The 16,464-nt window shown below is 32.0% G+C and carries 12 protein-coding genes and 1 pseudogene; 1 reads left to right on the forward strand and 12 read right to left on the reverse strand.

Annotated elements, in window-relative coordinates:
- Positions 1-485: 485 nt before the first annotated feature.
- The 3 genes from Q5760_RS22680 to Q5760_RS22690 form a co-directional block, all read right to left on the reverse strand.
- Positions 486-1,250: a tyrosine-protein phosphatase gene (locus Q5760_RS22680; protein ID WP_428909817.1), complete on the reverse strand. Its 765-nt coding sequence runs from the start codon at positions 1,248-1,250 to the stop codon at positions 486-488.
- A gap of 94 nt (positions 1,251-1,344) precedes the next feature.
- Positions 1,345-2,043, reverse strand: coding sequence for a CpsD/CapB family tyrosine-protein kinase (locus tag Q5760_RS22685; RefSeq protein ID WP_428909818.1), 699 nt, complete (start codon positions 2,041-2,043; stop codon positions 1,345-1,347).
- Positions 2,033-2,773 (reverse strand): YveK family protein, encoded by a 741-nt coding sequence (locus Q5760_RS22690; RefSeq protein WP_428909819.1) that lies wholly within the window; start codon positions 2,771-2,773, stop codon positions 2,033-2,035. The genes Q5760_RS22685 and Q5760_RS22690 overlap by 11 nt, the downstream gene beginning before the upstream one ends.
- Before the next feature lie 293 nt (positions 2,774-3,066).
- On the opposite strand from Q5760_RS22690, the gene Q5760_RS22695 reads away from it, so the two are divergent.
- Entirely contained in the window at positions 3,067-3,855 is a 789-nt protein-coding gene (locus tag Q5760_RS22695; RefSeq protein ID WP_428909820.1) for an SGNH/GDSL hydrolase family protein, read from the forward strand.
- Between the two features lie 151 nt (positions 3,856-4,006).
- Here the strand turns inward: Q5760_RS22695 and Q5760_RS22700 are convergent, their stop codons facing one another.
- The 9 genes and pseudogenes from Q5760_RS22700 to Q5760_RS22740 all read right to left on the reverse strand — a co-directional run bounded on the left by Q5760_RS22700 (position 4,007) and on the right by Q5760_RS22740 (position 16,458).
- Positions 4,007-5,710 (reverse strand): FAD-binding protein, encoded by a 1,704-nt coding sequence (locus Q5760_RS22700; protein WP_428909821.1) that lies wholly within the window; start codon positions 5,708-5,710, stop codon positions 4,007-4,009.
- An 18-nt stretch (positions 5,711-5,728) separates the two neighbouring features.
- Positions 5,729-7,225, reverse strand: coding sequence for a sodium:solute symporter (locus tag Q5760_RS22705; RefSeq protein ID WP_428909822.1), 1,497 nt, complete (start codon positions 7,223-7,225; stop codon positions 5,729-5,731).
- A gap of 627 nt (positions 7,226-7,852) precedes the next feature.
- Entirely contained in the window at positions 7,853-8,584 is a 732-nt protein-coding gene (locus Q5760_RS22710) for a formyltransferase family protein (protein WP_428909823.1), read from the reverse strand.
- Between the two features lie 5 nt (positions 8,585-8,589).
- Complete coding sequence (locus tag Q5760_RS22715; protein WP_428909824.1) at positions 8,590-9,492, reverse strand: polysaccharide deacetylase family protein; 903 nt, start codon at positions 9,490-9,492, stop codon at positions 8,590-8,592.
- A 984-nt stretch (positions 9,493-10,476) separates the two neighbouring features.
- Complete coding sequence (tagH, locus tag Q5760_RS22720) at positions 10,477-12,063, reverse strand: teichoic acids export ABC transporter ATP-binding subunit TagH (protein ID WP_428909825.1); 1,587 nt, start codon at positions 12,061-12,063, stop codon at positions 10,477-10,479.
- A 188-nt stretch (positions 12,064-12,251) separates the two neighbouring features.
- Entirely contained in the window at positions 12,252-13,082 is an 831-nt protein-coding gene (locus Q5760_RS22725) for an ABC transporter permease (protein WP_428909826.1), read from the reverse strand.
- Between the two features lie 503 nt (positions 13,083-13,585).
- Positions 13,586-13,760: pseudogene (locus Q5760_RS22730) on the reverse strand (DapH/DapD/GlmU-related protein); the annotation flags it as partial.
- Positions 13,761-14,257: 497 nt separating this feature from the next.
- On the reverse strand, positions 14,258-15,514 hold the full coding sequence (locus Q5760_RS22735) for an alpha-2,8-polysialyltransferase family protein (RefSeq protein ID WP_428909827.1): 1,257 nt from the start codon (positions 15,512-15,514) through the stop codon (positions 14,258-14,260).
- Positions 15,515-15,747: 233 nt separating this feature from the next.
- Complete coding sequence (locus Q5760_RS22740; RefSeq protein WP_428909828.1) at positions 15,748-16,458, reverse strand: cytidylyltransferase domain-containing protein; 711 nt, start codon at positions 16,456-16,458, stop codon at positions 15,748-15,750.
- Positions 16,459-16,464: the final 6 nt, after the last annotated feature.

The following is a 16,464-nucleotide window of genomic DNA, read 5'->3' on the forward strand; positions in this document are numbered from 1 at the left end:
ATATTAGTGAGTGCAAAGGCACCTCTTGTTTTACAACTCTTTGTTTGAAGGTATATAACGTGCTTTTTCAAACTTATAAACCATAAGGTCCCAGGCACCAGTATTAATGAACCTTATATTCTTCTTACTAAATATTCAAAGTATCAGACATATTAGGGATAATAATTAATCGGGCATCGAACCCACCCTCACATCACGCTCCCGACAACAAGTGTCTAAGGACTCTATGAAAAAAGTCCCACAGCGCAACCGAGTGCCTCCATGGATAATGGGCAGGAGACATCGCCAAATACTATCTTCTTTTATAAAGAATAAAACTTCTTCATATAAATAGGGTAGATTCGGTAATGATGAATACCCCAATTTATATCTATGCAAACTTTATTCCCATATCGATAAAGTTTTTTGTAGATAGATTTAATTTATTAATCTCCTAAATATACACAAAATGTATCTAACATTATGTTATAAATATCACAATATCATTAAAATAGTCCCAAAATTTTCTTACGCTGTATCTGCTGCGGGATTTCTTTATAAACATATTTTCCCTGTACAAGTAGCTCTGCATTTTCCCTAAACATATAGACGGTGTCTAACCCATACTTCTTTTCCACAGCATCCATTGCTTCTACCATTTTAAACGTACGATTATGCACATTATGAGCATCCGATGCAATAAAGTGAGTTAAATTCGCTTCGATCAATTGTTCGGAGAACTTTTTAATTTTTTTCCCAAAATATCCAGACAAACTTCCTGCTGTCACCTGAGATAACGCTCCGTTATTGATTAACTTAAATAATAGATTTGGATTCTGGATGATTTCCTGATTTCGTTCAGGATGAACAATAACCGGAATCAGCCCTTCTGTTTGTAGCTCATAAAATAATCGCTCTGCATACCGAGGAACACTGCTAGACGGAAATTCAACAAAAAGATAATCGGTTTCATTTAAAGGGAGAATTTTTCCACCCGTAAGATAATCTTGTATAACTTCTCCATATATACGAACTTCCTGTCCTGGTAAAATCGTTAATGGAATTCCTTGTTCAGATAGAGTTTTATTTAACTGGGACACCCCATCTAAAATATCCCGTTTTTCATTGTTATACTGACTATTTTTATGGGGAGTAGCAATGATCGTCGTAATCCCTTCACGTACTGCCTCTTTAGCCATGTCAATAGACTCAGAAACACTTTGTGCCCCATCGTCGATCCCCGGCAATATATGACAATGGATATCAATCATTGTACTCCCCCCCTAATTTTCAACACTTTACAACAATATTTTTATGATAACACCTAGGTCATTTATAGTAAATATTCTAAATATTAATTTATTGTTAATGATTACCGTAGTAATAGTAGTAATTCGAGTTTTCCATTTTCTTGCTGTTTAGGACAACACCTAAAATATGACTATTAGACGCCTTTAATAGTTCCTTTGCCTTCACTGCTTGTTCTGTTTCTGTTTTACCACTACTTACAACTAGAATAGTCCCATCACATTTACTCGCCAATATTTGCCCATCCGTTACTGCTAAAACCGGTGGAGAATCAAATAGAATCATGTCAAACTCTTCTTCTACATCCTTCATAAATTGTTCCATTGCTTTAGAACTAAGCAATTCTGCTGGGTTCGGTGGAATCGGACCACTTGTTAAAATGTATAAGTTCTTTTCCATCGATTCTTTGATCACTTCATGAAATTGAGATTGTCTAGTCAAAACATTGGTTAACCCAAATGTATTAGTAAAATTAAACGTATAGTGAACCGTCGGCTTTCTTAAATCAGAGTCAATCAGAAGAACCCTTTTTCCTTGTTGAGCAAATACGACAGCTAAATTAGCAGCGGTTGTCGATTTCCCTTCACCAGGACCTGATGAAGTCACTAAAAGGGTTTTTATCTCTTCATCGACAGCTGAGAATTGAATATTTGTTCGGATTGTACGATACTGCTCTGAAATAGGTGATTTTGGATTTTGACTTGTGATTAAACTTCGCTTTAACTCCGCTTTTTTGGATTTTTTACTAAGAGCCAACCGTCTCACCCCTTACTTTTGCATGTTTCCCTTTTGTACTCTTATGCTCTGTCTTACTATCAATCTGAGCAATCGACCCAAGTACAGGCAATTCAAGTATTCTTTCAATATCTTGTTCCGTCTTAATCGTATTATCTAGATATTCTAATAAGAACGCTAAACCTACACCTGCCATTAAACCGACTACAAGCGCAATCGCAATATTTAATAATGGCTGCGGCTTAACCGGTGATGGATTTTCTCCAATTTGAGCTTTCGCCAAAATATTGACGTTATCAATATTCATTAGAGAAACAATTTCTTTTTGAAAAACTTCTGCCGTCGTATTGGCGATATTGGCTGCCATTTGTGGATCCGGATCTTCAACGGTAATATTGACAACCTGTGAATCTTGTTGGCTGGCTACCGTAATTTTTGAATTCAGTTGCGAGGCAGTTACACCCGTTCCTAATTGTTCTGCTACTTTATCTAAAATGGCTGGACTTTTGATGATCACGTTATAGGTGTTGATTAACTGTAGGTTGGTTTGAACAGTCCCAGTATTATATTCCACCTGCTCATTCTTCTCCTGGTTTACTAAGAGCTGTGTTGAAGCTTGGTAAATCGGGGTAATCACAAAATAACTAACAATTCCACTGACTATAACGGCCAATGCCGTAATCACAATAATTAAACTCAAACGTTTTTTTAACGTCTGGAATAGTTCTTTCAGACTAATCGTTTCTTCCATCATATCCTCCTAATGAATGAGCTTATAATAATAAATACCTATACTATTAAACTACGATACTACCTTTTTAAGAAAAATTCTAGATTTTTACAAAAACATTACTATTATAACATAGGATATTGCCATTTCTAGTAAGAACTGACATAATTCTTATTGAATCGGTCGTATTTTGTCTTGCATATACATATTAAACGAAACTCAACCAACTTGTGAAGAGGAATAACCATTTTAGGATAAATATATCAAATTACAATTAAATGGGAAATTATTAATATTATGAGGGAGCGTACACCATGAATAAAATCATTGCTATCCTTTCCGTTATTGCCTGTATGACAATTTTAGTAGCAGGTCAATTACACTGGAATAACAAAACAACCGTTTCGGTTGCTAGTGAAAAAGTATCAAACGAGGAAACTACAACTACAGCTACAGAAGAAATAGCTGAAGTAAGTATAGAAAACCTGCTATCATACACAAGCAACTGGCCCACAGAAAGCGTTGAAACATTTGAAGAATTGATAAGTTCGGGTAAACCTTTCCACCTCGCATTCCTTGGTTCGAATACCCAAGGAAATTCGACCGAACCATGGTCTGAACTTGTTAAGGAAGCCTTAAAAGAAACATACGGCGAACAAATAATCGTATCTACATTTAGTTATGATCTAACCTCAACGCAATTTGTGAACGAGGATAAATTGTCTGAAATCATCGGAGTTCAACCACATATGGTGATCTTTGAACCATTTACCTTAAAGGATAACGGAGAAGTTACAACAGAAGATTCATTGAAAAATACAGCATCAGTGATAGAGGACCTTCAAGAAAGCCTACCAAACACAGTCGTTATCTTGCAGCCATCGCATCCACTCTATAATGTCACCTATTATCCAAAAGAAGTGGAGGCACTTGCTGATTTTGCTGCTGAAAATGGAATTCCTTATCTTAGCCACTGGGAAGCTTGGCCAGATCCAGCATCAGAAGAGATGAAGGAATATATTACTGCAAATCCATCAGAGCCAACTGCTCAGGGGCATCAATTGTGGGCTGGTTATTTGATTGATTATTTGATTGCGGAGTAGACCATAAATCATGTCATAGAAAGAAAAAAGAAGGGACAAAGTTAAGTGTCATATATTTAAAACAACCAGTTTACGGTAAGAAACAGTGATTCTATATATGCTTAAAAACCCATAAAGCAGCCATCATATAGCTGTTTTATGGGTTTAAATTTTATTTATTTAAGAATCCATATTGAATTTCTCCACTGTTATCTCGAGAAATAAATAAACGTTTGTTGAATTCAGGATTTTCTGAAGGGTAATCTTCTCGGTAATGCGCTCCTCTACTTTCTTTTCTTTCTAACATGGTCCGCAATAAGATTTTTGAAAGTATAAAGTAATTCCTCAATTTTACCGCAAGCTTTCTAGTAGACCGCTCCTTAAATAACAAGCCTATTTCCAACTTCTTTGAAAGAACCTCTATTCTTTCAAGCGCATTTAAAAGCCCCTTTTCCGAGCGAATGACATTACCATGATACCACATAACCTCATTGATGTTCTCTATAATCTCATGGGCTTGACCTTTTATTTCATGTGTAGCTCCATCTGTGTAAATTTCAGTTTTACCAAATCCCTCGAACATCTTTGCAACTTGAGTCTTTCCTTCAGATTCACTAATTTCATAAGGTACTACCGTTCTTACATATTCGCCACAATCTATGGCAGCACGTTTTCCAAATACCATACATGCACCTGTAGAATTTCCACCTAGACGATTGGCACCTTCAATATTACATGAAAGTTCACCAATCGCATATAATCCATTTATTCCTGTTCGTCCATAGGTGTCAATATAGACTCCACCGTTACTCGCATGTGCGAAAGGTGCGATTCGAACTTCATTTTCAATTAAATCGATATTTTTCTCTTTCAACCAATCTAAATATACTGTATAAAATTCTTCTTTGTTCTCATACAATTTAGGATCATAGATTAATTCGAATCCTTTTTCACTATGCGTTTCGATGATTTGTTTCATCATTGCAATATCAAAGTATTTCGATTCCATCGAATGTGTAAATGGACCGTGGGTGCTTCTACTTTCTAGGCATTCTCTTTTAGATAAATACTCAGGTAAGTAAGGATCAAGGATACTATTCCCGTTTTCATCAATCATATCCTCACAATACATCAACGTATGTTCACCGAATAGAGTTTTATATTTTGGTGTCGTGATTCCCGGGATAAATTGAATAAATTCCATATTGACTAAACTTGCACCCGCTTCTAGCGCGAGAATATGACCTGATCCATCTACATCATTTGGATTTAGATTATGCTTATAAATACTTCCAAATCCACCAGTAGCCAAAATAGCCGCCTTACATTTAACTAAAATAAATTCATTATGCTCATCTAAAAGAACTGCTCCAACAATGCGTTTTTCTTTTTGAATCAAAGTCACTACAACTGACTTTTCCATGATGTTTAGACCCTCATATTGAGCAAAAATTTCATTTACATTTTTTCGAATTCTATCCCAGTCGCTTAATAAATAGATATCTCGAGAATTTTCAGCAAAACAAGCTTTTCGTTCCCCTTCGAGTTTCTTAGCATTAACACCTATGTCTTGATACTCCTTTACTCTTTCAGGAATCTCTTTAACATATACTTCAGCAAGATCTTTACGATGCATTCCGCGACTTAACGCCTCAATATCGCTTAAAAATGTTTGTTGATCTTCTTCATCTTTAGTGACTTGTGTTCCCAGTGAAGCTTTCAAAGGATAAAAGCTTGAACCAGAGGCTACTTTTGACTTGGTTACCATCAATACTTGATGTCCTTGATCAGCTAGTTCTTTTGTTACTTTTATTCCAGATAATCCACTTCCCGCAACTAATATGTCTGTTTTGATTTTTCTATTAAACGTAATCATCATTTCACCTAGTAATCATTAAACTGCTTTTTTTCGATCGTAATACGTAAGATCGTCATCATCTGCTTTACTTTTACCAGGGAACAACAGACTAAACACATAACCGAATACTAATGAAGCCACTAAATTAATGATTGAGTATGCCCAAATAGATATATCAGTAAAGTATGAAACATAGATCGCTACTAGCGTTGTTGTAATAAATCCTAAAATAGCTCCCGTTGAATTGGCTTTTTTCGTCATAACCCCTAGTGTAAATGTTCCACCAATAATCCCCAGCGCTAAGCCCATTAAGCCATTAAACCACGAATACGCTGAACCGATGTCAGAATATGCGAGAAAGATGGCAAATGCGATCGAAAAGATCCCAACCAGGGTTGATACGTTTCGAGCAATTTTTGTACTTGCTTCATCACTCAAATTTGGTTTAATTACTTTTTGAATATCTAACGTCCAGCTTGTCGCCACACTATTCAAGCCTGTTGAAAGAGTCGATTGACCAGCAGCAAATAGTCCTGCAATTAATAGACCAGATATCCCATTAGGAAGCTCACTAACAATAAAGTTAGCAAAGATTAAGTCTCCACTTCCCGTCGGCATCTCTCCACCTTTTTGAGTATAAAAAGCATACAACCCTGTTCCAATAAAGAAAAACATTGTTGCTGTACCTAGAGATAAAAGACCATTTAACAAAGTCATTTTATTCATTTCTTTTAAATCATCTGTTGTCAAATAACGTTGTACCATATCTTGACTTGAAATATAAGAGAATGCTGTGGATAACCCAGCACCAACAATTAGAAGTAAAACACTATTATTAACAAAATTTGCATCAAATACGGGCATATCCGTAAAAAACTTTTGGTCCTCGATCCCTACGCGTACCACTTCACCAATCCCACCATTTACTGATAGAAGGAGAATAACTAAAGCAAATACACCGCCGCCGATTAATACAATACCTTGGATAAAGTCTGTCCAAAGTACAGATTTAATACCACCAAACGCTGAGTAAATGGTAGCAATAACACCCATAAATAGAATGATTAAGATTGTGTTAATTCCTGTCACAGATGCTAAGGCAATTGCCGGTAAATACATAATAATGGACATACGTCCAATTTGATATACAATGAAAAGAATACTTCCAATCACTCTCATTTTTCGATCAAATCGACGCTCTAAATACTCATAGGCTGTATCTAAATTTAACTTTTTATATACAGGAAGGAAGACAAACATTGCAATTGGAACCGCAATAAATAACCCTAGTTGGGCAAACCAGAGCTCCCACGATCCTAAGTATGAATTCCCTGCTAACGATAGAAATGATATTGGACTCAATAAAGTCGCAAATAAACTTACTGACGTCACATACCAAGGTATTGTTCCGTCCCCTTTGAAAAATTCTTTTCCTTTCATTTCTTTTTTTGCTACCGCGATACCAATCCATAGAATTAGCATCAGGTACGCGAATAAAATAATGTAATCGATTAGTGCGAATTTACCTGTCATATTAAATAAATAACTCCTCTCGTTCTAGTTGTTTACACGTTTTCCTCAACCTATGTTCGTTGTTGTAACTTTATCTGTTGAGGAGTATTATTCATTTCCTAAAGCTTTTATCTAAAACATTTCCGCTTTAGGTAACTTAGACTGTTAATATTATCCATAAATTTATTGCCTCTTTTAAGCAAATTACATACTACTTATACCTTGTTACAGAACTAATAAATTTATTCATTTTTATACATTTGGGTCTTTCTTTCCGATAAAGTTTTGTGTGGTAACTATCCAGAAATTTCTTTATTTTTACCCAATAAATTAACAAAACCAGTGAAATTTACTCCTTAAAATTCCACTGGTCTTTTCAGAGCTGATCTTTGTCTCCCACTGCCTTATTTTTATTTCTAAAATTTATTTTATTAATTAATTGCATTAATAAAATAGAGCAGGGCGTTTATTCTCTTTTATGTTAATTTTAATACTATTTGCACTAAAAGCATGAGGTTCCCCCAAAAAAAGAAAACCCGTTCCAATTTTACTTTAAAGTAAGGAGTTAACTAGTAATGTTTACATAAATTTATACTCACGCTACCCTAGAGAGTCTACCATTATTTTTTCAAAAAGGAGTTTTCCCTCCTACTCTATCTTTATATACTTATCTTCTTTATATAGTTTTAAAAACTCTTTTGCTTTATCTTCATTAAAATCCTTTATTTTTGAATACCTTATCTCTCTTTCCCTATCTTGTTTATACGGAATAATATTAAATATTTTGTTCTGTAATATTAAATCATTTAATTGGTCGATTGTTTTCTTGACAGCAATCATACCTACTTCAAACCTATCATAGCTTCCATTTTCTAAATTTACAGATTTAATAATATCTCCCGAATCTAAACCTTTTGATAAGTAATGAATGGTACCGCCTATCATATCATAACGTTTATCGTATTGTGCCCAAAAATTACAAGCAGCACCTCTATAAAATGGAGATAAACCCATGTGAAGGTTTATACATTTCTTATCAATTAAAAAGTCAATCAACGGTTCTTTAATATACGATGACCCAAATACAATAAAAATATCAGAGTTCATAAATTCGTTAATTTGATCGAAGTCGATTTTTGAAAGAGAACCTTTTTCTATTTCTTTTAAGTTATTTGCTAATATAGTTGTATTATCACCAAATACATTTCTTTCAGCGGATTTAACATAACTAAAATACTCATTTAGGATAGGCGAAACATTACTATTTGTTGACACAGAACTAGTCGTTTCTATTATTGCATTAACATCGAAGTTCTTGGAAAGACTATTAATTAGATATTTATGTCTTAGTCCATTAGACGTAAAAACTGTTACTTTCATATTTTTCAGACCTCCTTTAAAATATCAGCACAATCTATTCTATCTATTTCATAATTATTATTACTCCCCTTTTTATGTGCTAAAAACGCATATTCAATACCCAATTCTTCTAGAACTCTGATACTTTCTGTGTTATATTTTCCACACGGATAGGCAGCAACCGTTACTTCTTGTTGTATAATTTCTTCTAAAATAGTTTTATTAAGTTTAAAGTCCTCATACTGTTCTTCATAATCTAATCTATCTAAATTAGTAGAATGCAAATGTGTATGAAGACCAATTTTATGCCCTTTATCTGCTAGAGATTTAATATCTTCTTTATTCATCCATAATTTATCCCTTAGTGTATCTATTTCAACTTTTTCCTTTATCATATTATCCATAATGTTAAAATAATCATCCTTTAGGATCTCATCTCTAAAATATCTAAATTTCCGATCATTAAAAGAATAAAATGTTGAATCCTTTAGATATTGGTTAAAATCTACATTATTACAAATTTTCTCGCAATCAACTTGACTCAATTTTTCGACTTCAATAAAAAATTTATTATAAAAATCATCTATGTCAGCAAAAAAGTAGTTTCTGAAATTTCTATAGGCTTCTAATTTATCAAGATTCCCTAATGTTGGATTTGTGTTTATATTCCATATAGCCTTTAACCCATACTTTTCTAGTACAGGTAAAGCAATATCAAGTTGCTCCTTTAATCCATCATCAAAAGAAAAGCATACCTGATTTGTTTTCAGAGACTTTTCTTTATACATCTGTAACCAATTATCTGCAGATAAAACTTCGTATTTGTCACTATTAATAATACTCTCTAGTTCTAATGAACTTAAACTTCCTTGCGCTTTTTTGTATCTATTGTTATCGTGAAAGTAATGAAACATAACTGAAAAAGTCATCATTAATCCTCCTCTAAATTATTCTAAGATAGAATCCTATCCATTTAAATAACCTTATTTATTTTTTCCTAATATGATATATATTTCCCACCATTGTTAGCATTGTTAAATTTAACATCACTAGCATTAAGTTTATTTGTAACAATCGTAGCAAAGGCAAAATCAATTATTACCGGTTTTTCTGGCGTTGATTCCTTCTTCAACCCTCATTTCGACCATCTCACTACTAGATACAACAAACCATTAATTCTCAATTGTTTCGTGAAATGCTCTCTGTTACTCTTGCATACCACCAAGGCTTTTTATATAATGTTATTTTTCACAAAAACAAAACAATTATACCACATCTAGTTTCCTTTTTCAGTTAAAATTGAAATACATTTAGTAAATTAGTCTCATTTGACCTACATGTTGATATTAACCGATACCTACCTAATTCATATTGTGAAGAAAGAAAATCAATATGGGATAAATTAATTAGGTAGAATGATTTCGAAGATATTAAATACATTGAGGAGAATACCGTTTGATGTATATAAGTGATACCATATCTTTTATTGTATGCGTTATGATTCTAAGAGCAGCACAGTTGAATAATAAAACGTGTCTGTCGCAAAGCGAAAGGTAGGATCCCGTTAGAAAGAGAAAGTCGGAAGTACTACCGATTTGTACCTATTGCTTAAATATACACATTAGTGACCAACAGATAGTATTCTAATTTTTCAAGTAAATGTTGAGACAGAAAAAACCTAGTTAGACCCTAAACAGTGGGTTTCAAGGGATCAATAGCAAAAGACAAAACGTAATGCCAAATTTGGGCTCAATGTATTTATTATCTATCTTATTGTAAAGTAAATTATTAATAACAGTACTATTAAACACTGTAAAAGATTTTATCAATAAAAAACCTATAAAATAGTATTTAAATACTATTTTATAGGTTTTTAGCGTTAATGATATATCAGCTACTATCAAATCTAAAGGTTAGTTATTAAAATTGATAATTCTTAATTCATCAATGGCTCCAGTATATGACATGATAATTACAAAGTCATATTTATTCCCATGATATAGTAAGGTATTATCCCATTTAAGATGAGGCTCTCCGATTGTTTCAATTACTTCTGTTATTGATAAGGCACTATTAATGGTGATTTTAACTGTATCAACAGTATTATCAATATATAAATATTCGACATTATTAAATTGTTGTTCTCCCCCTATTTGTTTACCAATCATAGGTACTAATTCCTCTAAGGGTGGAGAAAAGTCGATTAACACATCTAATTTAGCAACTATTTCATTATCATCCAATTCTGACTCTAAAGGAGACATAAGTTTACTACTAATCCAACCTGTATCGTTACTAAGATTAGTAGTAATTACATTCAACCATTCATCTCCATTAATGTCTTGCTTTGTACCAATCACCTGGAATGACTGACCAAAATTAGCTATTCCTACAGCAATACTATTAATATCCGGACTAATTCTAATATTAGCCTTAGATACATTTATATATCGAATATCTTTATCATCCACAACTTCTTCATCATTATTCGCTGGCTTTTCTATAATAGACGTTACAGGTTCAGGTTCTTCCTTCAAAAAGTAGGACAATACATTAGTATTAAGAACAGTGAATAAAATAACTATTAAAAGTATGATTGGGATTATTAACCACTTAAACACAGATTTTTTCTTTTTTCGATTTTTTTTTGAGTGTCTTTGAGGAACTATTCCTTCATATTCATTTAAATTCGTTACTCGTTCTTGTTCCCTTAATTTACTACGTTTTTCTATGACAAGTTGTTTAAAGTTCTTTTGATCCTCTTTTGACATAGCTTTAAATTCTTTTAAGAAGTTTTCATACTGCGGAATAATTTCTTCAATAGTACCATACGCTTTCACCTCTCCAGCTTCTAACCATAGAGCTTTTTGACAGAACTTCTTAACTTGTCCGATTGAATGACTGATAAAGAAAATAGTTTTACCTTTTTGTTTAAACTCATTCATTTTATCTAAACATTTATCAGCAAACGTCTGATCCCCGACAGATAATGCTTCGTCAATCACTAAAATATCTGGATCCATATTAACCGAGATTGCAAATCCTAGGCGCGACTTCATACCACTAGAATAACTTTTAACAGGTTGATCAATGAACTTTCCGATATCAGCAAAATCAATTATATCAGGGATTAATTCATCAATCTGTTTTTTACTAAAACCAAGCATTAAACATTTTAGTTCAATATTTTCTCTACCAGTTAAATTATTATTTAATCCTGACGCAATAGCTATTAATGATGCAGTACCTTTAATTTCTATCTCACCAAATGTAGGCGGAATAATACCCGCTATTAAATTCGCTAATGTAGACTTTCCAGCGCCGTTAACTCCTATTAAACCGATAACATCGCCTTTTTTAGCGGTAAAACTAATATTCTGTAAAGCATAGAAATCTTCTCCAAAATGGTCTGGTATCAATATATCTAAAAGTTTTTCTGAGTTTTTCTTATACATTTTATATTTCTTTGTTACTTTGTTAAAAATAATCGAATAACTCATTTTTTCTCTCCATTTATAATTACATTTTTTATTATCGCAATAAAACTACACAAAAATACGGATTTTATGACGAATATAAAAACACTAAAATTACATCCATTTATTAAATGGATAAAGAGGCTAATAATAATCTAGCCCCTTTATCAAATAGATAAAATAAACCGTCTTTAATTTATCACGAGTAAAAATCAAATAAAATCTACAAAACGATTACGGAATTTAATATGGATCATAGAACCGATAAAGAATATAATCGCTATTATACACCAGAAGTATAATGTATATTCCCAATTTTCTATCGGATACCAACCTAAACCTAATATTGAGGCTCGATACCCTTCCGCTAAGTAATATATAGGACTTAACTTCAAAATTGTATGGATAATTTCCGGTTGAAGATTATACGGCGGCCACAAAAAAGGTGATAAATAAATTAGAATACGAACCACTGAACCAAGTAACATTTGAAAGTCTCGTATAATCGTTGATATTGTTGATGTTATCAAAGATAAGGACACTAAAAAAATGATTGTTGAAACTATAAAGTAAGGGAGCTGAATATAATATTTGTTAATAGGATATCCAATAAATTGAAAAATAATCAGAACTACTCCTAGTAACATTAAATGTTGATATAGCCTTGTAAATATGACAAAGGTTGGTACAACACTCATAGGAAAACTCATTTTTGAAATCATATTTAGTCTAGAAAAAATTGACTTAGAACCCTGCACTATCGATTGATTAATAAAGAACCAAAGAATCATGCCTGAAAGCATCCAGGGAAAATAAGGGATGAATTCTCCATTCATTTCAACATCAGCCCGTCCAGACCCCCCGTGTATTCCATAACCAAATACAAACCATAATATAGTTATTTGAATCATAGGGTTAATAATTTCCCATAGTATCCCAAGATAGGTATTGTTAGTAGTACTTTTCATTTCATAGACAGATAAACGTCTAACTAAATATAAGTTTTTTATTTGTTCTTTTATGATTGTCATTACTGAACGCATAAGCTAATCCTTCCTACTTAGAAATTCTTCAAAATACATTTCCTGTTAAAAATTAGTTTGATATTAATGCTAACTAATTTTAAATTCATTCTACAGATAGAATATTTATGCTAAATTAGTGCTCTTTCATCAAAATGTGTCAAAAGCCTTTCTTCAACTTACTAGAATAAGTAATAGGAAAAACTTTTTACTTTTGTACAAATATTAATAGGCACCCAAAGACTTTTTCCTTAAAGGGTACCAATAAAGCCAACCAGAGTAAAGTAAATAAGATAGAAGAATAATTAACAAAACCACTACATCAGTAAATTAAAACTAGAGCAACTTTCCTTCTTTGCTTAAAGTTAACGTATCTAATTTAAAAGGAGAATAATTACCGCTTTTAATTCTCTGTTCCAAAATGGGAATTATTTCTTCTACTCGCGTCCAATCTAACCCATCTAAAATTTCTATTTGATAATCCCACCATTTTAGTTTTTCTAAGGATTCAATGATATCTTTATTAAATCTATATTTTATAATTTTGGCAGGGACCCCTCCAACAATAGCATATGGAGGTACATCTTTTGTTACAACAGCCCCACTAGCAACAATTGCTCCATCACCTATAGTCACACCACGAAGAATGGTAACATTTAGACCAATCCAAACATCATTTCCAATCGTTATAAAATTTTTATCACTCGACATCTGCTTTTTTCTAAGATAAGTATCTTCGATATGATACTTATTTCTTTCAATAAAACCTTTAAATTCTGTAGAAGACGGCCATTTGGTTTTGTTGGAGTTAGTATAAAATATTGGACTTGAAGATAAAAAGGTAGTTGGGTGCTCTACAGGTCCAGTATATAAATTAGATGCAAGTGAACAAAACCTTCCAATTGATTGTATTGCGTAATAAGTACCGCCTTGTAAATAAGTAAATCCACCAATTTTATTAACTTCAAATACCGTATATTTACCATTTAAATCAATAGGAGACTCAAAAGTAACCGTACTTTTTGCAAATTTACTCCAATTATTTAAATTTGAAAGTGTAACATGAACACCAAAATCCCGCAAACTGTGAATTAATCCCATTACTTATTTTATCCTCCTAAAATTTGCTACCTTTAATGTGTGCACTATTATCCTTTTAAATTTAAGAGTATATTTATTAATTTTAATAAATATTTTTATTCAACCTTTACTTGACACATTGTAACTATCGTATCTCTATCTATTATAATGTCCTCTAATACAACATCTTTGACATCAGAATGGTTTATTTTACTTAAATAATAATTCGCACAACTAATTACTTTAGTTTCTTTCACTAACTTTGGAGCATATACTAAAGATGTTGATGCGACACTTACAACCGTCCTTGGTCCTTTTTCTAATAAAATTGCTTCAAATGGCACTTCAACATCTAAATTTAACAATTGAATATGTTTATACTTCCCTATTTTTTTTTCAAATAATTTTCTTAATTCTTTCTTACTTCTTGGATGCATCTTAATAAAAACATTCTTGTTTGGAAACCTTTCATGTAGATAATTTACTATTACTTCCGTATGGATTTCAGGAGGTACATTATATACCTGATCTAAAAATATTACAGATTCTTTATTTATTGATTGTAAAGTAACACTCTGTTTAAAGATATTTCGAACTTCATTTGTTAACTCGTAGTCCAAATTAAGTTCATGATATGCGTTTGCCTCAAAAATTTCTCTCCCACGTTCTGGAAAAGTCAAATAAACGTCATCAAATTTCGGGATAGTCCCTTTAAAACTTCTTATCTGCTTTGGTAGTTTCAGATTAATTATTTTATCCATATATTTTTCAGGTAAAACACTTAATATTATTCTTACAATACCTTTAACAATTATATATACAGGCCTAAATATATTTTTATAAATAAAAGCGATAAAAAAGCGGATCCAAAGATAGAAATCTGTTTCTTTAATAGTGTTTTTGGTATCCTTTATGGATACTCTTACAGATTTTTTAATTCGCTGTAACAAATTGGGTTTATCCTGTTGTGCACTTCTATCGAGCAAAAGTTTAAATTTATAAGTGCTTAACCCCTCTTCAAACAAATTAATTTGAATACCCTTTTCTTTTGCTATATCATATAAAAAATTATAATGAGAATTAAAATTACAAACAAAAATATCTGTAGTAGGGTATTTTTCTATTAAAACTCTGTAACTATTACGGATCTTAAGTAAATTATTTACTACTAATTTATTAGGAAAATTAGGAAGCTGAAGTGTTTCGACAATATCAAATAATTGCTTATCCACATTATTAACAATATTATCCCTTACAACAGTATTTCTTTTTGTCCATAACACTACCATAACATTTTTTTTGAGTTTATATTGTTTGATTACATTTTGCGCTTGAAACAGTTGCCCTAAATTTGAAACTATAAATAAATTCATTGTCCTACATCCTTCCCTGTAGATCTGAAAGTAATATATAATGATTTAATTTCCAAAACCAAAACAGATTATATAACTGTATAATAATACCTTGAAAAGTAATTATTCATATTTGCTAATCTTCATTTAAAATTTAGTCCATTATATATCTATTATTACTATCTACATGAAAAATACTAAACCGTTAATGGTTTAGTATTTCTAAAATTAAACGAACTTAACTTAAAAAATCATTAACTACCCTGATCATTTATATATCCTAATTTAATTTTCGCCATTTCCAAATCAATAGGTTCATCTATATCAATATCGTACTTTTTTTCCATAACATAGCCTAACTCATTATCGTTTAAACTAGTATTACTATCAAATAAGTCATCTAAAATATTTATATAAATGGATCCATTAACATAATAATAATCTGGAAACTCCTGTCTTCTCATCGTACTATTTAGAGTTAAAATATTTTTTAAAGTTCCATCAGGACTTTTAGTTCTCATAAGTACTGGATGTGTATTTACCAAAGAGATACTAACTAGTGACCTAGCACCTCTGCTTGTGATTAATTCAACAGCTTCATCAATATGGAAACTTTGTCGTAAAGGCTGGGTTGGTTGCAAAAGAACTAGATAGTCATATACTTCCCCTACTTTTCGTAATTCATCTACCATGTGAGTCAGAACATCGATCGTTTTAGCCTGATCAGACGCTAAATGGGGAGGTCTTAACATCGGAACATCTGCCCCACTTTTTTTTGCAATATCCGCTATTTTTACACTATCTGTTGAAACAACTATTCTATCAATATATTTAGATTTTTTAGCAGCATCTATCGAATATTGAATGAGAGGTTTGCCGTTAATATCAATTATATTTTTATTTGGTATTCCTTTGCTTCCACCTCTTGCTGGAATAACGGCAAGAATTTTTTTATCTTTATGCATTTATAA

The organism is Niallia sp. Kr1 (assembly GCF_050389805.1).
GTDB lineage: Bacteria > Bacillota > Bacilli > Bacillales > Cytobacillaceae > Bacillus_BD.